We start from the raw sequence: 18,507 nt of genomic DNA, 5'->3' as shown, positions 1-18,507 counted from the left end.
ACAGATCCGTGGTTTTTCAGGCCCGGTAAGCGTCGCGCCACCGGGCTTTTTACTGCGGATCACTCTTTCGGGTCTTTCCCCGCCAGCAGCTTGTCCAGCTCATCCCCGCCCACGTGACGGAAATCCTGTCCCTTCACGAAGTAGAAGATGTATTCACAAATGTTCTGGCAGCGGTCGCCGATACGCTCGATAGATCGCGCGCAGAACAGGGCGGTCAGGACGCTCGGAATAGTGCGCGGATCTTCCATCATGTAGGTCATCAGCTGACGCACGATGCCTTCATACTCCTGGTCGACCTTCTTGTCTTCACGGTAGATACGCACTGCTTCATCGAGATCCATACGCGCGAACGCATCCAGCACGTCATGCAGCATCTGCACCGTATGACGGCCCAAGGATTCCAGGCTCACCAGCAGCGGCTGGTGCTGATGGGAGAACTTCTCGAGCGCGGTGCGGCAGATTTTGTCCGCCACGTCACCAATGCGCTCCAGCTCGGCGATAGTTTTGATGATCGCCATCACCAGACGCAGGTCGCTCGCCGTCGGCTGACGTTTCGCGATGATACGAACGCAGGCTTCGTCGATCGCCACTTCCATCATGTTGACGTTTTTGTCGCCTTCAACAACGCGCTTTGCCAGCTCGCTGTCCTGGTTGTGCATGGCGGTGATCGCATCAGACAGTTGCTGCTCGACCATGCCGCCCATCGTCATCACCTGGGTGCGGATACTTTCCAGCTCTGCGTTGAACTGGCCGGAAATGTGTTTATTTAGATTGAGGTTATCCATGGTTTCTCCACATGCACTAAGGCAAATCAACCGTAGCGGCCAGTAATATAATCTTCGGTTTGTTTCTTCGCGGGCTTGGTGAACAGATCGTCCGTGTTGCTGAACTCAATCAACTCGCCCAGATACATAAACGCCGTATGGTCGGAACAACGCGCAGCCTGCTGCATGTTGTGGGTCACAATCACCACGGTGTAATCCTGTTTCAGCTCGGTGATCAGCTCTTCAATACGACCGGTGGAGATCGGGTCCAGGGCTGAGCACGGCTCATCCAGCAGCAACACTTCCGGGCGAATGGCGATACCGCGCGCAATGCACAGACGCTGCTGCTGACCACCGGAGAGAGAGTATCCGCTCTGGTGCAGTTTATCTTTGGTTTCGTTCCATAATGCGGCTTTGGTCAAGGCCCACTGCACGCGCTCGTCCATATCGGCACGGGAGAGTTTTTCGAACAAACGCACGCCAAACGCGATGTTGTCGTAGATCGACATCGGGAACGGCGTCGGTTTCTGGAACACCATCCCCACTTTGGCACGCAGCAGGGCGATATCCTGGGTATTGGTCAGAATGTTGTCGCCATCCAGCAGAATTTCACCTTCCGCGCGCTGCTCCGGATACAGCTCAAACATCTTGTTAAAGGTGCGCAGCAGCGTGGATTTGCCACAACCTGATGGACCGATAAATGCCGTGACCTGGTTCTTGGCGATATCCAGGTTGATGTTTTTCAGGGCATGGAATTTACCGTAGTAGAAGTTCAAATCACGAACCTTGATCTTACCCGGTGCAGTATCAACCATACTCATTGACTCATTTCCTCATTCGGCGCCGCGTGATGCCGCGCCGTCAAAATTAACCGTGTTTCTGCTTCGCGAAGATGACGCGCGCCAGAATGTTCAGCAACAGTACGCAAAGGGTAATAATCAGCACGCCGGCCCAGGCCAGCTGCTGCCACTCCGCGAACGGGCTCATCGCAAATTTAAAGATAGTGACCGGCAGGTTGGCGATGGGCTGCATCATGTCCGTGCTCCAGAACTGGTTGGAGAGCGCGGTGAACAGCAGCGGCGCGGTTTCACCCGCAATACGCGCAATTGCCAGCAGGATACCGGTCATGATCCCCGAGACCGACGCTTTCAGCGTGATCGCCGAAATCATTTTCCATTTCGGTGTGCCGAGTGCATAGGCCGCTTCGCGCAGGCTGTCCGGCACCAGTTTCAGCATGTTCTCGGTGGTACGAATAACGATAGGTACCTGCAGCAGCGCCAGCGCAATCACGCCCGCCCAGCCGGAGAAGTGCTCCATCTGCGCTACCACAATGGTGTAGACGAACAGACCGACAACGATAGACGGCGCAGAGAGCAGGATGTCGTTGATGAAACGAATCACTTCCGCGACCCAGGATTTACGGCCATATTCCGCCAGATAAATCCCCGCCATGATGCCGAGCGGCGTACCGACTGCGGTCGCCCACAGGATCAGCAACCCGCTGCCCGCCAGGGCGTTCGCCAGGCCACCGCCCGCTGTATTCGGCGGCGGCGTCATTTCGGTGAACAGGGCAATCGACATCCCGTCGATGCCGCGCGTAATGGTAGAAAACAGGATCCACACCAGCCAGAACAGGCCAAACGCCATCGTTGCCATCGACAGCGTCAGCGCCAGACGGTTCTTCATGCGGCGGCGCGCCTGCATTTTGCGGCGAGATTCTGCCAGTTCAGCGGTGGATTGCATTTCGAGAGTCGTCATTAGCGTGCCCCCTCACTTTTTGCGAGGCGCATAATCATCAGCTTGGAGATCGCCAGAACAATAAAGGTGATAACAAACAGAATCAGGCCCAGCTCCATCAGTGCCGCCACGTGCAGCCCAGATTCCGCTTCGGCGAACTCATTTGCCAGCGCAGAGGTGATACTGTTGCCCGGCATATAGAGCGAAACGCTGTCGAGCTGGTAGGTGTTACCGATGATAAAGGTCACGGCCATGGTTTCACCCAGCGCGCGCCCGAGGCCCAACATGATGCCACCGATAACACCATTTTTGGTGAACGGCAGGACGATACGCCAGATCACTTCCCACGTGGTGCAACCGATCCCGTAGGCCGACTCTTTCATCATCACCGGGGTTTGTTCGAAGACATCGCGCATGACCGCCGCAATGTACGGAATAATCATGATGGCGAGAATTACGCCTGCCGCCAGAATACCAATCCCGAAGGCCGGACCGGAGAACAGCGCGCCCACAAATGGAATGTTGGAGAGGATATTCCCCACCGGCTCCTGGAAGTAGGTCGCGAACAGCGGCGCAAAGATGAACAGGCCCCACATGCCGTAAACGATACTCGGGATCGCCGCCAGCAGTTCAATCGCAATACCCAGCGGGCGTCGCAACCAGCCAGGCGCCAGCTCCGTCAGGAACAGAGCGATACCGAAGCTCACCGGAACGGCAATCAGCAGGGCGATAAACGAGGTCACGAGCGTGCCGTAAATCGGCACCAGCGCACCGTAGATATCGTTTGGCGCGTCCCACTCTTTGGTCCACAGGAAGGAGAAACCGAATTTCTGGATGCTCGGCCAGGAGGAGAAAATCAGGGACACGATAATGCCGCCCAGCAGCAATAGCACAATCAGCGCAGCCAGTCGGACCAGCGCGCTGAAAATCTTGTCACCATGTTTCCCCGGAGGGCTAAAAGCAGGCTTGGTTGCAGCCATAAATCACTCTTCTGTTAAATACGTTTTACGAATAAGGGCGGGTGAAATCACCCGCCATTTTCGTCAGAATGCTGAATCAGTACAATGCTTTACCGCTGCTATCTTTTACGTTGGTTTTCCATGCAGCACGAATCTGCTCAACCACGCTGTCTGGCAGGCTGGCGTAATCCAGGTCATTAGCCTGTTTGCCGCCGTTTTTGTACGCCCAGTCGAAGAACTTCAGCACTTCGGCGCCCTGCTCAGGTTTCTTCTGATCTTTGTGGATCAGGATGAAAGTGGTGGAGGTAATTGGCCACGCCTCGTCACCTTTCTGGTTAGTCAGGTCCTGCGCGAAAGATTTGCTCCAGTCTGCGCCTTTGGCAGCGTTCGCAAAGTTCTCTTCAGTCGGGCTAACCGGTTTGCCGTCGGCAGAGATGAGCTTGGTGTAAGCCAGGTTGTTCTGCTTAGCATAAGCGTACTCTACGTAGCCGATTGAGCCAGGCAGACGCTGTACGAATGCGGCGATACCGTCGTTACCTTTGCCGCCCAGACCCGTCGGCCAGTTCACGGTAGAGCCAGAACCGACTTTGGATTTCCACTCTTCGTTCACTTTCGCCAGGTAGCTGGTGAAGACGAAGGAGGTGCCGGAACCGTCAGCGCGACGAACCACAGCGATGTTCTGCGAAGGCAGTTTTACACCTGGGTTCAGTTTGGTGATGGCTTCGTCATCCCATTTTTTGATTTTGCCGAGATAGATATCACCCAGCGTTTTGCCATCCAGCACCAGTTCGCCAGATTTGAGGCCAGGGATATTCACGGCCAGCACAACACCACCGATCACGGTCGGGAACTGGAACAGACCTTCCTGAGCCAGTTTGTCATCAGACAGCGGAGCGTCTGATGCGCCGAAATCAACGGTATTCGCCGTAATTTGTTTAACGCCACCGGAGGAGCCGATACCCTGATAGTTAACCTTGTTGCCGGTTTCTTTCTGGTAAGTATCAGCCCATTTGGCATACACCGGCGCAGGGAATGTTGCACCAGCGCCAGTCAGGCTTGCTTCTGCGAATACAGAGAAAGCGCTCAGAGATAAGGTCGCGGCGACAACAGTTGCGACAGTGGTACGCATAACTTTCATAATGTCTCCTGCAAGATTTCGTAAATCATTGTTTGAGTGGCTACGATGAGCAAAATAGGACAAACAGGTGACAGATAAATGTACGAATTATGACAGTTTTATGACACTGAAAGTTTGACTTAAGACTTCACAAAATTAGACTTAATAATCATATGGTTATCCACTTATGTGACAGTGGGATTTCAGAAAAATTTTCTTTCTGTGACACACTAATATGTAGCTGAAGATGACAGATTGTCATAAATAAAAAAAATAAGAATGGATGAAAAACGAACCGGGAAGGGATAAAAAAGCTCCACCCGAAGGTGGAGCCTGAAGGGATTATTCTACGGTGACGGACTTCGCCAGGTTACGCGGCTGGTCAACATCGGTGCCTTTGATCAGCGCGACGTGATACGCCAGCAGCTGCAGCGGAACGGTGTAGAAGATCGGGGCAATGACCTCTTCCACATGCGGCATCTCAATGATGTGCATGTTGTCGTTGCTGACGAACCCGGCATCCTGATCGGCGAAGACGTACAGCTGGCCGCCACGGGCACGCACTTCTTCGATGTTCGATTTCAGTTTTTCCAGCAGTTCGTTGTTCGGTGCAACGACGATGACCGGCATGTCTGCGTCAATCAGCGCCAGCGGGCCGTGTTTCAGCTCGCCTGCGGCGTAGGCTTCCGCATGAATGTAAGAGATCTCTTTCAGCTTCAGCGCGCCTTCCAGCGCGATAGGGTACTGATCGCCACGACCGAGGAACAGCGCGTGGTGTTTGTCAGAGAAATCTTCAGCCAGCGCTTCGATGCGTTTGTCCTGGGACAGCATCTGCTCGATACGGCTCGGCAGCGTCTGCAGCCCGTGAACGATATCGTGCTCGATAGATGCATCCTGGCCTTTCAGACGCGCCAGTTTCGCCACCAGCATCAACAGCACAGTCAACTGGGTGGTGAACGCTTTGGTCGATGCCACGCCGATTTCGGTGCCGGCTTTGGTCATCAGCGCCAGATCCGATTCACGTACCAGAGAAGAACCCGGCACGTTACAGATCGCCAGCGAACCGAGATAACCCAGCTCTTTCGACAGACGCAGTGCTGCCAGGGTATCCGCCGTTTCACCGGACTGGGAAAGGGTGATCATCAGGCTGTTACGGCGCACCGCTGATTTGCGGTAGCGGAATTCCGAGGCGATTTCGACATCGCACGGTACGCCCGCCAGCGCTTCAAACCAGTAGCGCGACACCATCCCCGAGTTGTAAGAGGTCCCGCAGGCCACAATCTGAATATGCTCGACGTTGGCCAGCATTTCGTTGGCGTTAGCGCCCAGCTCGCTGAGATCCACCTCGCCGTGGCTGATACGCCCGGTCAGGGTGTTCTTGATCGCGTTCGGCTGCTCGTAGATCTCTTTCTGCATGTAGTGACGGTACGCGCCTTTGTCGCCCGCGTCGTACTGCAGGTTGGATTCGATCTCCTGACGCTTCACCTGCGCGCCGGATTTATCAAAGACCGTCACACTGCGACGGGTCACTTCCGCGATATCGCCCTCTTCCAGGAAGATGAAGCGACGGGTCACCGGCAGCAGCGCCAGCTGATCGGAAGCAATGAAGTTTTCGCCCATCCCCATGCCGATCACCATCGGGCTACCGGAACGTGCCGCCAGCAGGGTGCTCGGATCGCGGGAATCCATAATCACTGTACCGTACGCACCGCGCAACTGAGGAATGGCGCGCAGCACTGCTTCACGCAGCGTACCGCCCTGCTCCAGCTCCCAGTGAACCAGGTGAGCGATAACTTCGGTGTCAGTTTCAGAGACAAAAGTGTAGCCACGCGCTTTCAACTCTTCGCGCAGCGGTTCGTGGTTTTCGATAATGCCGTTATGCACCACCACAATGTGTTCAGACACATGCGGGTGGGCGTTACCTTCAGACGGTTCACCGTGCGTTGCCCAGCGGGTGTGCGCGATGCCTGTTCCGCCGTGCAGCGGCGTTTCTTCCGCGGCTTGCGCCAGCATTTGCACTTTACCGAGACGGCGCAGGCGGGTCATGTGACCTTCTGCATCAACCACTGCCAGACCGGCAGAGTCATAGCCACGGTATTCCAGACGGCGTAAACCTTCGAGAAGGATTTCAGCAATATCACGCTGCGCAACTGCGCCAACAATTCCACACATAGTTAGATTTCCTGATAATGGCGATTTGCCATGCGTTGTCGCTGACCTGTATTACTCTTCGTCTTTTACGCTGAGACTGTATTGGCGGGCATGTTTTCCGCCGGGTCACAACGCAAAATCCTTTGAGTAATGCCCGTTAGGGCGCCCCGAGCCTTGTAGAGAGTGGGGTTATATTTATAGGTACTGCCTTTGGGCGGGGGATTATGTTATCCCCTCATCCCCTCATCCCCTGTCCACCGGCAATGCCGACAGACAAGTTCGTCGGGCGAGTAAGCGAAGTGCCACCCGCCCTGGTTTTACTTTTTCTTCACCGGACGCTGCCAGCCTTGCTTGTGAACCTGCGGTACGCGGCTGAGCACCAGCTCATTGTCCGCAACATCGCGCGTCACAGTCGTTCCGGCGGCGATGGTCACACCGTTACCGACGGTGACCGGAGCCACCAGCTGCGTATCGGAGCCGACAAACACATCGTTACCGATAATGGTTTTAAACTTGTTCGCGCCATCGTAGTTACAGGTGATGGTACCCGCACCGATATTGACGTTATCGCCAATTTCCGCGTCGCCCAGATAGGTCAGATGACCGGCTTTGGAGCCTTTACCCAGACGCGCTTTTTTCATCTCGACGAAGTTACCGACGTGAGCGCCTTCCAGCAGCTCAGCGCCTGGACGCAGACGCGCGAACGGGCCGATGGTGCAGGCCGCTTCCAGATGCGCATCTTCCACCACGCTATAGGGGCTGATTTCGCAGTCATCGCCAATCACGCTATTTTTGATCACGCAGCCGGTACCGATTTTGACGCGATTCCCCAGCGTGACCTGACCTTCAATAATAACGTTAGTGTCGATTTCCACATCACGCCCGTGAATCAACGCCCCGCGCAGATCAAAACGCGCCGGATCGCGCAGCATGACACCTGCCAGCAGCAGCTTTTCAGCCTGCTCAGCCTGGTAAACACGCTCAAGACGGGAGAGCTGCAGACGGTTGTTCACGCCCTCAACTTCGCTCAGGCGATCGGGATGAACCGCCACGATCTCGTTACCTTCCTGGTGCGCCAGGGCAATGATATCGGTGATGTAGTATTCACCCTGGGCATTGTTGTTGTTCAGTTTAGCCAGCCAGCGCTTCATGTCTGCGCCGTTGGCGATCAGGATTCCGGTATTGATTTCCTGAATCTGACGCTGTTCGTCAGAGGCATCTTTGTGCTCAACGATACCGGTCACTTTGCCATTTTCACGCGTGATACGGCCATAGCCTGTCGGGTCGTCCAGTTTAACGGTCAGTAAACCGATGCCGCCCTGCGGTTTGGCTTCACGCAGGCGAGTCAGGGTTTCCACCGCGATCAGCGGGACATCACCGTAGAGCATCAGAATGTCTTCATCATCGGCAAAGAACGGCGCGGCCTGCTGCATCGCATGGCCCGTTCCCAGCTGTTCTGCCTGAAGTACCCAATTGAGTTTGTCATCGCGCAACGTTTGCTTAAGCAGATCGCCGCCGTGGCCGTACACCAGATGCACTTTGCTGGCGCCTAATTCGCTTGCGGCATCAATGACATGCTGCACCATTGGCTTTCCTGCCAGGGTGTGAAGCACCTTAGGAAGATCGGAATACATGCGGGTACCTTTGCCTGCGGCAAGGATGACCACGCTCATCGTATTGTTCAACATACGCGTCCTGACTGTAATTTGAGTGAGAAGTAAAACCCTTTGACGTTGAAAATTCTACATATTTTGCGCCATAAAATGGACTGCTGGTAAAACGCTCAACATCGGCTGCTTATCGCTATTTGAGGATAGATTTGAGGCCAGAGTAAATCACTTTTTCTCTGGAAAATAGCTTTCTTGCGGCAAGTCGTAAGCGTTCACAACAAGTTAGCTATTTTTTCGCCTCAAGAATAAAGATCGTTCTAAAGCAAAACAGCGTTTTAATTATTCAATATTGTGACACCTAAAAAAGAAACACTGTTTCATCTTGATGATAATGGCGCTCAATTATCAATCAGGAGAATAAAATGAATTATAAAATACCTCTGGCCCTAATGATGTGTAGCTCCTTTGCTGTCTCGGCTGCTGAGCAGCACGTCTGGAAAGCCATTGCCTTTGGGCAGTCTACGGATCTGAATTTTTCCTCGAACGTCCTGCCGGAAAAAATAGGCGTCAACGATGTCACCATTGATGGCAAAAAACTTACGCCGCAGGACAGCGCGGATCTCACGAAACCCGTCACCCTTGAAAGCCGGGGCGGTAAGATCGCCAACTCTCACGATGGATTAACCTTTTTCTATACCGAACTGCCCACCAGCGACAATTTCGAGCTACAGGCTACCGTTCGGGTTGAGCAGTTTGGACCAGAGAATGGCGCAAAACCCGCCGCGCAGGAGGGGGCTGGCCTGCTGGTGCGTGATGTGATCGGTGTGCCGCGCCAGCAGCCGCTCAAGGAGGGCTATGAAGAGTTTCCTGCCGCCTCCAACCTGGTGATGAACGCCATCATGACGCAGGATAAAAAGGACAATGTGCGGGTAAAAATGCAGGCGGTCACCCGCGAGGGGATTTCTCAACCCTGGGGCAATGCGGGTGCAGGAATCAAAAAGCAAAGCTACAAAGAGGAGATCGATCTGAGCCAGACGCCGGAATTCCGTCTGAAACTGCAACGAACCAACGACGGATTTATTACAGCCTGGTCGCCCGTCGGCAGCGATGCCTGGGTGAGCCAAAGCGTGCCACGCGCGGATCTTATTTCAGTGCAGAAAAGGGACCATTATTACGTCGGCTTCTTCGCCTCACGTAATGCAAAAATAACGGTGTCAGATGCCTCTCTCATGACTTCAGCGGCAGAAACGGTCACCTCAAAACCCTGGCAGGCAAAAGCGCTGCCGGTGGTGGTGCAGCTGAATTCCGCAGCGAAAAGCACATCAGAGAAGTATCAGGTGCAGGCCCGGGCGAATAGCGATGGCGTTTTCAGCGTGCGTCAGAACGAAGTGGTGATCGGTAATGATAAAGCGGTCAAAGCCGGAGAGATGTACTCCCTGCCGACCACGCTGACAGAGACCAATGCCTTTAACCTGAGCTTTACGCCCGCGCACGGCGATGCGGTTCATCAGCAGTTCACTGTCGAGAAGGTCGATGGTTTTACGGCACAGACACTTTACGCCGCACCTGACGGCACGGCCAACGGACAGGGAACGATCGCCTCGCCGCTGGATTTGGCGAGTGCAATTAACCTGCTTGCACCGGGCGGCACCCTTATCCTGAAAGCCGGAGAGTATCCGCGCAGCGATATCCCACTGGCGGCCAGCGGTCATGCCGAACAGCGTAAAACGCTGCTGGCAGAAGGCAAAGCCGTGATCCATGGTCTGCTGGTGGACGCCAGCTACTGGAACATTAAAGGCGTCGATATTACGGACAAAAGCCTGCGCATCCAGGGCAGCCATAACCTGATTGAAAATGTGACTGCATACCGTAACGACGATACGGGCATTCAGATATCGTCCCCGGATAACGTGGGCCGACCGCTGTGGGCAAGCGATAACCGGGTGATCAACTCGGAGTCTTACGCCAACGTTGATCCCGGCAAAATCAATGCTGATGGGTTTGCGGTGAAGATGCGCGTGGGTGAGGGCAATCGTCTGGAGAACTGCTATTCCCACGACAATATCGACGATGGCTTTGACCTGTTTAATAAGATAGAAGACGGCGCAAATGGGGTTGTGGTGATCGAGAACTCTATCGCCCGCAATAACACCAGCAACGGCTTTAAACTGGGGGGAGAGGGGCAGCCAGTGGCGCATGAAGTGCGTAACAGCAAGGCGGAAGGGAATCAGCTGGACGGGTTTACCGACAACTTCAATCCAGGGAAACTGGTGGTGACGAACAATGTGGCGGTGGACAATCAGCGCTTTAACTTTATCTTCCGTCCGAGTCCGTATGGAGATGCCTCAACGCAGGGTATTTTCAGCGGGAACAAATCCGTGCGGACAAAACCGGGCCGCTATGACGATGCCGTGGTCGGTAATATTGATGAGACGAATTATTTTATCGCGGACGGGAAAAGCGTGAATAACAGCGGGGAAGTGCTGCCAGATGGCGCTTCGCTTATCACACAACGGTAAGCGTGGCGCCACTCGGCATACAGCAGATTACAGATTGAACGTGCCGAAAGAGACGTTCATATTGCTGAAGAGAGCAATGACTTTATTGATCAGTTTCATGTTGGTATCCCAATGTTGTTGGCGTTAATTATGTGACACACATCACAAAAAGAAGTCTACTCCTCAACATTTAACCGATCAATATTTTTGTGATGAAAATCACAAAAAATTAAAACACCTTTTCAGTTCCATAAAATCTGAAACGCAGCCATAAAAAAAGCCAGTCTGAAACCAGACTGGCTTTTGTGCTTTTCAAGCCGGTGTTACATCGCTTTTTTGGTCAACTCGATAACGCGCAGTTTCGCGATCGCTTTGGCCAGCTCAGCTGAGGCCTGTGCGTAATCCACGTCGCCGTGAGAGCTCTTAATGTGCTCTTCCGCTTTACGCTTCGCTTCCAGAGCTCGCGCTTCGTCGAGATCCTGGCCACGAATAGCGGTATCAGCAAGAACGGTCACACTACCAGGCTGCACTTCAATCATGCCGCCGGACAGATAGATAAACTCTTCGTGACCGAACTGTTTCACGATGCGGATCATACCAGGCTTAATGGCGGTGAGCAGCGGTGCGTGCCCTGGGAAAATACCCAGTTCACCTTCACTACCCGTTACCTGGATTTTTTCGACCAGACCAGAGAACAGCTGTTGCTCTGCGCTGACGACGTCCAGGTGGTAAGTCATTGCCATATCACCCTCCGATTAAGGCGTTAAAGTTTTTTGGCTTTTTCCACGGCTTCGTCGATGGAACCAACCATGTAGAACGCCTGCTCTGGCAGGTGATCGTATTCGCCTTCCATGATGCCTTTAAAGCCACGGATGGTGTCTTTCAGGGAAACGTATTTACCCGGAGAACCGGTGAATACTTCCGCAACGAAGAACGGCTGGGACAGGAAGCGCTGAATCTTACGCGCGCGAGCTACCACCAGTTTGTCTTCTTCAGACAGCTCATCCATACCCAGGATGGCGATGATGTCTTTCAGTTCCTGGTAACGCTGCAGCAGAGACTGTACGCCACGCGCGGTGTCGTAGTGTTCCTGACCAACAACCAGTGGATCCAGCTGACGGCTGGTGGAGTCCAGCGGGTCAACGGCCGGGTAGATACCCAGAGACGCGATCTGACGGCTCAGTACCACGGTTGCATCTAAGTGAGCAAAGGTGGTGGCTGGTGATGGGTCAGTCAAGTCATCCGCAGGTACGTATACCGCCTGTACGGAGGTGATAGAACCGGTTTTGGTTGAAGTGATACGTTCCTGCAGAACGCCCATCTCTTCCGCCAGAGTCGGCTGATAACCTACCGCTGAAGGCATACGACCCAGCAGTGCAGATACTTCAGTACCGGCCAGGGTGTAACGATAGATGTTATCGACGAACAGCAGTACGTCACGACCTTCGTCACGGAACTTCTCAGCCATAGTCAGGCCGGTCAGTGCCACACGCAGACGGTTTCCTGGTGGCTCGTTCATCTGGCCGTAAACCAGGGATACTTTATCCAGAACGTTGGAATCGGTCATTTCGTGGTAGAAGTCGTTACCCTCACGAGTACGCTCACCCACGCCTGCAAACACGGAGTAACCGGAGTGCTCGATCGCGATGTTACGGATCAGCTCCATCATGTTTACGGTTTTACCTACACCCGCACCACCGAACAGACCGACTTTACCGCCCTTAGCAAACGGACACATCAGGTCGATAACTTTGATGCCGGTTTCCAGCAGTTCCTGAGAGCTTGACAGCTCTTCGTAGGAAGGTGCTGCACGGTGGATTGCCCAACGGTCTTCTTCACCGATGTCGCCTTTCATATCGATCGGCTGACCCAGCACGTTCATGATACGACCCAGCGTTGCTTTACCAACCGGGACTTCGATCGGGTGCTCGAGGTCTTTTACTTCCAGACCACGACGCAGACCGTCGGAAGAACCCATGGCGATGGTACGCACGATACCACCACCGAGCTGCTGCTGAACTTCCAGCACCAGGCTCTCATTACCATTCATAACCTCAAGAGCATCGTACACGCGCGGTACGGCATCCTGAGGGAATTCGACGTCAACCACGGCGCCGATTACCTGGACAATTTTTCCAGTAGCCATCTTGAATCCTCTACGAATTAACCTGGTTATACCGCGGATGCACCACCGACGATTTCGGTGAGTTCCTGAGTAATGCTGGCCTGACGAGCTTTGTTGTATACCAACTGCAGCTCTTTAATCAGGCTGCCGCCATTGTCGGTCGCGGCTTTCATCGCCACCATACGTGCGGCCTGCTCGCTGGCCAGGTTTTCTACCACGCCCTGATAAACCTGAGATTCAACGTAACGACGCAGCAGGGTATCCAGCAGCGGTTTCGGATCGGGTTCATACAGATAATCCCAGGCTTTATGTTTTAACTCTTCATCTTCTGATGCCGGCAAAGGCAGCAGCTGAGTGAGTGTCGGAACCTGAGACATGGTATTAATAAATTTGTTGCTGACAACGTACAGCCTGTCCAGACGGCCTTCATCATAGGCCTGCAACATCACTTTAACCGGGCCGATCAGTTCGGACAGGGACGGGTTATCACCCATGCCAGTCACCTGAGCGACAATATTGCCACCCACTGAATTAAAGAAAGAAACGCCCTTGGAGCCGATCATCGCGATATCGCTCTGAACGCCTTTGTCGGACCAGACTTTCATATCCGCCAGCAGCTTTTTGAACAGGTTAATGTTCAAGCCACCGCACAGACCACGGTCGGTAGACACCACCAGGTAGCCCACGCGTTTAACGTCGCGTTCTTCCAGGTAAGGATGCTTATATTCCAGATTACCGTTCGCAAGGTGACCAATCACTTTGCGCATGGTATCTGCATAAGGACGGCTGGCCGCCATGCGATCCTGCGATTTACGCATTTTGGAAGCGGCGACCATTTCCATCGCTTTAGTGATCTTCTGCGTGTTCTGGACGCTTGCGATCTTACTACGTATCTCTTTTGCGCCGGCCATGAGCTTCTCCTCAATGCCTTGCGGCCTGTCCTAAGACAAGCCGCCGGACGTTACCAGGACTGGGTTGCTTTGAAGGAATCGAGGATAGCTTTCAGCTTGCCTTCGATTTCGTCGTTATAGCCACCGGACTGGTTGATCTCTTGCATCAGCGGAGCGTGATCACGGTCAACGTAAGCCAGCAGTGCGGCTTCGAAGCTACCGATTTTCGCCAGTTCCACATCTTCGAGGTAACCGCGTTCAGCCGCGAACAGCACCAGGCCCTGTTGTGCAACAGACATAGGGGCATACTGTTTCTGTTTCAGCAGCTCGGTCACTTTCTGACCATGGCTTAACTGCTTACGGGTCGCTTCATCCAGATCGGAAGCGAACTGAGAGAACGCAGCCAGTTCACGATACTGTGCCAGAGCGGTACGAATACCACCGGACAGTTTCTTGATGATCTTAGTCTGAGCAGCACCACCCACACGGGATACGGAGATCCCTGGGTTAACCGCAGGACGAATACCGGAGTTGAACAGGTTGGTTTCGAGGAAGATCTGACCATCGGTAATGGAAATTACGTTGGTCGGAACGAACGCAGAAACGTCACCCGCCTGGGTTTCGATAATCGGCAGAGCAGTCAGAGAGCCGGTTTTACCTTTCACTTCACCATTGGTGAATTTCTCAACGTATTCCGCGTTAACGCGGGATGCGCGCTCCAGCAGACGGGAGTGGAGGTAAAATACGTCGCCCGGGAATGCTTCACGTCCTGGTGGACGACGGAGCAGCAGGGAAACCTGACGGTAAGCAACAGCCTGTTTAGACAGGTCATCGTATACGATCAGCGCATCTTCACCGCGGTCACGGAAGTATTCGCCCATTGCGCAACCGGCATATGGCGCCAGGTATTGCAGTGCAGCAGATTCAGAAGCGGTTGCAACCACAACGATGGTGTTTGACAGCGCGCCGTGCTCTTCCAGTTTACGAACCACGTTAGAAATGGTGGACGCTTTCTGGCCGATAGCCACGTACACACATTTAATGCCGGAATCGCGCTGGTTGATGATCGCATCGATTGCCATCGCGGTTTTACCGGTCTGACGGTCACCGATGATCAGTTCACGCTGACCACGACCGATTGGGATCATGGCATCAACGGATTTGTAACCCGTCTGCACTGGCTGATCAACGGACTGACGTTCGATAACGCCCGGTGCGATAACTTCGATTGGCGAGAAGCCATCGTTATCAACTGGACCTTTACCGTCGATTGGTGCACCCAGGGTGTTCACCACGCGACCCAGCAGGCCACGGCCAACTGGAACTTCAAGAATACGACCAGTACATTTGACTTTCATGCCTTCGGCAAGGTCAGCGTACGGGCCCATAACTACAGCACCTACGGAGTCGCGCTCCAGGTTCAGTGCGATAGCGTAACGGTTACCCGGCAGGGAAATCATCTCACCCTGCATACAATCGGCAAGGCCGTGGATGCGGATAACACCGTCACTTACAGAAACAATAGTACCTTCGTTGTGAGCTTCACTCACAACACTGAACTGAGCAATGCGCTGCTTGATCAGTTCGCTGATTTCGGTGGAATTCAGTTGCATGCTCCAGTCCCCTTAAGACTGCAAGACGTCTGCAAGGCGTTCAAGACGGCCGCGTACGCTGCCATCAATGACCATATCACCCGCTCGGATGATTACGCCTGCCATTACAGACTTATCGATTTTGCAATTCAGCTTAACTTTGCGTGACAGACGTTTTTCCATCGCGGCGGTGATCTTCGCAAGCTGTTCTTGGCTCAGTTCATTCGCAGAGGTTACTTCAACTTCGGCGGTAGCTTCACTGAGGGCACGTAAGTGCTCAAACTGCTCGAGAACATCCGGGAGCACTCGCAGACGACCATTCTCAGCCATGACCTTAATCAGGTTCTGGCCGTTGTCATCCAGTTGCTCACCACAAATGGCGATAAACGATGCAGCAAGGGTTTCAGGTGCTAAGGCACCGGAAAGCATCTCAGCCACTTGCTCGTTTTTCGTTACCTCAGCGGCAAACGCCAGCATATCCTGCCAGCGATCGACATTTTGGTGTTCGACAGCAAAGTCAAAAGCTGCTTTGGCGTAGGGGCGAGCTACCGTAACAAATTCAGACATCAGCCCCTCCCTCCTTACAGTTCAGCGACAAGTTTGTCCACGATGTCGCTGTTAGCAGCTTCATCCACGGAACGTTCGATGATCTTCTCGGCGCCAGCAACAGCCAGAATCGCAACCTGCTTACGCAGTTCTTCACGAGCACGTTTACGCTCAGCATCAATTTCAGCCTGAGCTTGTGCAACGATCTTAGTACGTTCCTGTTCTGCTTCAGCTTTGGCTTCGTCCAGGATCTGAGAACGGCGCTTGTTAGCCTGTTCAATGATTACCTGAGCTTCAGCTTTCGCTTTTTTCAGCTGGTCTGTCGCGTTGGCCTGTGCAAGGTCCAAATCTTTCTTAGCGCGCTCTGCGGAAGCCAGACCGTCAGCAATTTCTTTCTGACGTTTCTCGATGGCTGCCATTAAAGGCGGCCATACATACTTCATGCAGAACCAGACAAAGAGAATAAACGCGATGGCCTGGCCGAGGATTGTTGCGTTCATGTTCACAGCACAATACCTCTTAAATTTCTGTGGCTTGGGTTTTTAAAAACGACTTACGCGACAGCAAACATCACGTACAGACCCAGACCTACAGCGATCATCGGGATTGCATCCACCAGACCCATAACGATAAAGAACTGAGTACGCAGCAGAGGAATCAGATCCGGTTGACGCGCAGCGCCTTCCAGGAATTTGCCCCCGAGGATGCCGATACCGATCGCAGCACCGATAGCCGCCAGACCCATCATCACAGCGGCAGCCATGTACAGCAGATCCATATTCAGGTTTTCCATGACAGTCTCCAGTTTGTTTCAATAAAAACGTAGTAGTGGTGGTTAAAAAATCAGTGCTCTTCAGACGCCATCGACAGATAGACGATCGTCAGAACCATGAAGATAAAGGCTTGCAGCGTAATGATCAGGATGTGGAAAATGGCCCATGGCACATTCAGAACCCACTGTGACCACCACGGCAGAAGACCCGCGATCAGAATGAAAATCAGCTCACCCGCATACATGTTACCGAACAGTCGCAGACCAAGTGAAACCGGTTTGGACAGCAGGCTTACGCCTTCCAGGATCAGGTTGACCGGAATGAACGCCCAGTGGTTGAACGGCTGCAAGGTAAGCTCTTTCACAAAGCCGCTTACGCCTTTCATTTTGATGCTGTAGAAAAGAATCAGGATGAATACGCCCAGCGCCATGGACAGGGTGATGTTCACGTCAGCAGACGGAACCACACGCAGTGCCGGCAGGCCGAGAACATGCTCACCGATGTACGGCAGCAGGTCGATAGGCAGAAGGTCCATCAGGTTCATCAGGAAGACCCAGACGAAGACAGTCAGCGCCAGCGGAGCAATCAGCTTGCTCTTACCGTGGTACATGTCTTTGACGCTGCCATGAACGAAGCCGATGACTAATTCGATAGCCGTCTGGAATTTCCCTGGAACACCGCTGGTCGCCTTTTTAGCAACGCTACGGAACATGGCCAGGAACAACAGACCCAACACCACCGAGAAGAACATGGAGTCAATGTTGAGCGTCCAGAAGGTGGCCGGGGGGTTATGCGGATCCACCAGCGAGAATGTACGCAGGTCCATCTGAAGGTTCGTCAGATGGTGACCTATGTAATCCTGCGGCGTCATATTTTCTGAAGCCATGATGCCTTTTACCCTTTGTTGTTGATTACAGCTGGCGCCAGAACTTGTACCACCAGCACCAAAACCCACGTCGCGATCAGCGGCAAAAATACCACTTTGAAAACAGCCAGCGCCAACACCAGGAAGGCAAAGGTTAGCAACACCTTACACACTTCGCCAAGAGCGAAGGACCAGGCCACGCGGCCTTTGGCAGGTGTATGCGCCTGATGACGCCAGGCAAAAATCATAAACAACATGTTTGGCAAAACCACTGCCAAACCTCCACACACTGCGGAGATGCCCCAGAAGGGGTCTTTGAGGCAGAACAGCAGTCCACTTGCTATCACCGCCAGAAACTGAATGAACAGAAGCTTACGAGCAACGTTTCGACTCAAGAGCGACACAGACATCACGTTTTTACTCCTGCTCCCTTCGAGGTATGTCGCGTGTCGTATAAAACGTCCTTTAAGGCTCAGAGTCAAGCATCAAAAAGCGGTCAAATTATACGGTGCGCCCCCGTGATTTCAAACATTAAGTAGCGAAAAGGTGAATAAATGTTTAAATAATTTTCCCCACCGCTATTTTTTAACTTTTCGCCAAACCACGACCCATCCGATAAAACTGCAAACTGCGCAGAAACATTGATGATAAAGCGTGCACGAGATCACAAAATGCACATTTACGATAAGGTCTTATTTATCAAATCAATAATTTGGTTTAATTCATCTTTATGATATTAAAGACAAATGACAGCAACTATTTTCAAAACAGCCCCGTACACAACAAAAACCTTTCATTGACATTTTTAATAAATAATTAACATCACCAACTCATCACTGAATTCCACTTTTAGCAGACTGATATTTTCAATGTTGACTAT

General features: G+C 53.1%; 17 protein-coding genes. 1 reads left to right on the top strand and 16 read right to left on the bottom strand.

The genetic code is table 11. The features are described from left to right. Window positions 1-59 precede the first annotated feature (59 nt). The 7 genes from phoU to glmU form a co-directional block, all read right to left on the bottom strand. Window positions 60-785, bottom strand: a complete 726-nt coding sequence (gene phoU, locus OVA10_RS03305) for a phosphate signaling complex protein PhoU (RefSeq protein ID WP_095284109.1) — start codon at window positions 783-785, stop codon at window positions 60-62. Window positions 786-811: 26 nt separating this feature from the next. Further along, window positions 812-1,585: a phosphate ABC transporter ATP-binding protein PstB gene (pstB, locus tag OVA10_RS03300; protein ID WP_100778288.1), complete on the bottom strand. Its 774-nt coding sequence runs from the start codon at window positions 1,583-1,585 to the stop codon at window positions 812-814. A 46-nt stretch (window positions 1,586-1,631) separates the two neighbouring features. Continuing rightward, window positions 1,632-2,522, bottom strand: a complete 891-nt coding sequence (gene pstA / locus OVA10_RS03295; protein WP_100778289.1) for a phosphate ABC transporter permease PstA — start codon at window positions 2,520-2,522, stop codon at window positions 1,632-1,634. After that, a complete protein-coding gene (gene pstC / locus OVA10_RS03290) occupies window positions 2,522-3,481 on the bottom strand; it encodes a phosphate ABC transporter permease PstC (RefSeq protein WP_100778290.1) in 960 nt (319 codons plus the stop codon). Before pstC ends, pstA begins: the two co-directional genes overlap by 1 nt. A 76-nt stretch (window positions 3,482-3,557) precedes the next feature. Further along, window positions 3,558-4,598, bottom strand: coding sequence for a phosphate ABC transporter substrate-binding protein PstS (pstS, locus tag OVA10_RS03285; RefSeq protein WP_102105125.1), 1,041 nt, complete (start codon window positions 4,596-4,598; stop codon window positions 3,558-3,560). A 321-nt stretch (window positions 4,599-4,919) separates the two neighbouring features. Further along, window positions 4,920-6,749, bottom strand: a complete 1,830-nt coding sequence (gene glmS / locus OVA10_RS03280) for a glutamine--fructose-6-phosphate transaminase (isomerizing) (RefSeq protein WP_100778292.1) — start codon at window positions 6,747-6,749, stop codon at window positions 4,920-4,922. Window positions 6,750-7,045: 296 nt separating this feature from the next. Continuing rightward, window positions 7,046-8,416, bottom strand: a complete 1,371-nt coding sequence (glmU, locus tag OVA10_RS03275) for a bifunctional UDP-N-acetylglucosamine diphosphorylase/glucosamine-1-phosphate N-acetyltransferase GlmU (RefSeq protein WP_107702581.1) — start codon at window positions 8,414-8,416, stop codon at window positions 7,046-7,048. 344 nt (window positions 8,417-8,760) lie between these two features. Here glmU and OVA10_RS03270 point away from each other — a divergent pair, with 344 nt between their 5' ends. Beyond that, complete coding sequence (locus OVA10_RS03270; RefSeq protein WP_268195232.1) at window positions 8,761-10,857, top strand: right-handed parallel beta-helix repeat-containing protein; 2,097 nt, start codon at window positions 8,761-8,763, stop codon at window positions 10,855-10,857. Between the two features lie 302 nt (window positions 10,858-11,159). On the opposite strand, the gene OVA10_RS03265 is transcribed toward OVA10_RS03270, so the two are convergent. From OVA10_RS03265 to atpI, 9 genes are read right to left on the bottom strand one after another with little or no spacing between them, the layout of a single operon-like run. Further along, window positions 11,160-11,579 (bottom strand): F0F1 ATP synthase subunit epsilon, encoded by a 420-nt coding sequence (locus tag OVA10_RS03265; RefSeq protein WP_100778295.1) that lies wholly within the window; start codon window positions 11,577-11,579, stop codon window positions 11,160-11,162. 20 nt (window positions 11,580-11,599) lie between these two features. Then, window positions 11,600-12,982, bottom strand: a complete 1,383-nt coding sequence (atpD, locus tag OVA10_RS03260) for a F0F1 ATP synthase subunit beta (RefSeq protein ID WP_100778296.1) — start codon at window positions 12,980-12,982, stop codon at window positions 11,600-11,602. A gap of 26 nt (window positions 12,983-13,008) precedes the next feature. Further along, window positions 13,009-13,872 carry a F0F1 ATP synthase subunit gamma gene (gene atpG / locus OVA10_RS03255; RefSeq protein ID WP_100778297.1) on the bottom strand — a complete coding sequence of 288 codons (864 nt, stop codon included), beginning with the start codon at window positions 13,870-13,872 and terminating at the stop codon, window positions 13,009-13,011. Between the two features lie 50 nt (window positions 13,873-13,922). Beyond that, the gene (atpA, locus tag OVA10_RS03250) at window positions 13,923-15,464 is read right to left on the bottom strand and encodes a F0F1 ATP synthase subunit alpha (protein ID WP_100778298.1); all 1,542 of its coding nucleotides are present in this window, start codon (window positions 15,462-15,464) and stop codon (window positions 13,923-13,925) included. Window positions 15,465-15,476: 12 nt separating this feature from the next. Then, window positions 15,477-16,010, bottom strand: a complete 534-nt coding sequence (gene atpH, locus OVA10_RS03245) for a F0F1 ATP synthase subunit delta (RefSeq protein ID WP_100778299.1) — start codon at window positions 16,008-16,010, stop codon at window positions 15,477-15,479. 14 nt (window positions 16,011-16,024) lie between these two features. Further along, on the bottom strand, window positions 16,025-16,495 hold the full coding sequence (atpF, locus tag OVA10_RS03240) for a F0F1 ATP synthase subunit B (protein WP_015961084.1): 471 nt from the start codon (window positions 16,493-16,495) through the stop codon (window positions 16,025-16,027). 47 nt (window positions 16,496-16,542) lie between these two features. Continuing rightward, window positions 16,543-16,782, bottom strand: coding sequence for a F0F1 ATP synthase subunit C (gene atpE / locus OVA10_RS03235; protein ID WP_000429386.1), 240 nt, complete (start codon window positions 16,780-16,782; stop codon window positions 16,543-16,545). A 50-nt stretch (window positions 16,783-16,832) separates the two neighbouring features. Next, window positions 16,833-17,648: a F0F1 ATP synthase subunit A gene (gene atpB, locus OVA10_RS03230; RefSeq protein WP_100778300.1), complete on the bottom strand. Its 816-nt coding sequence runs from the start codon at window positions 17,646-17,648 to the stop codon at window positions 16,833-16,835. An 8-nt stretch (window positions 17,649-17,656) separates the two neighbouring features. After that, window positions 17,657-18,037, bottom strand: coding sequence for a F0F1 ATP synthase subunit I (gene atpI / locus OVA10_RS03225; protein ID WP_100778301.1), 381 nt, complete (start codon window positions 18,035-18,037; stop codon window positions 17,657-17,659). Window positions 18,038-18,507: the final 470 nt, after the last annotated feature.

This window comes from Lelliottia sp. SL45, assembly GCF_026672535.1.
Taxonomy (GTDB): domain Bacteria; phylum Pseudomonadota; class Gammaproteobacteria; order Enterobacterales; family Enterobacteriaceae; genus Enterobacter; species Enterobacter nimipressuralis.
This window is presented reverse-complemented; position numbering and strand designations above follow the sequence as displayed.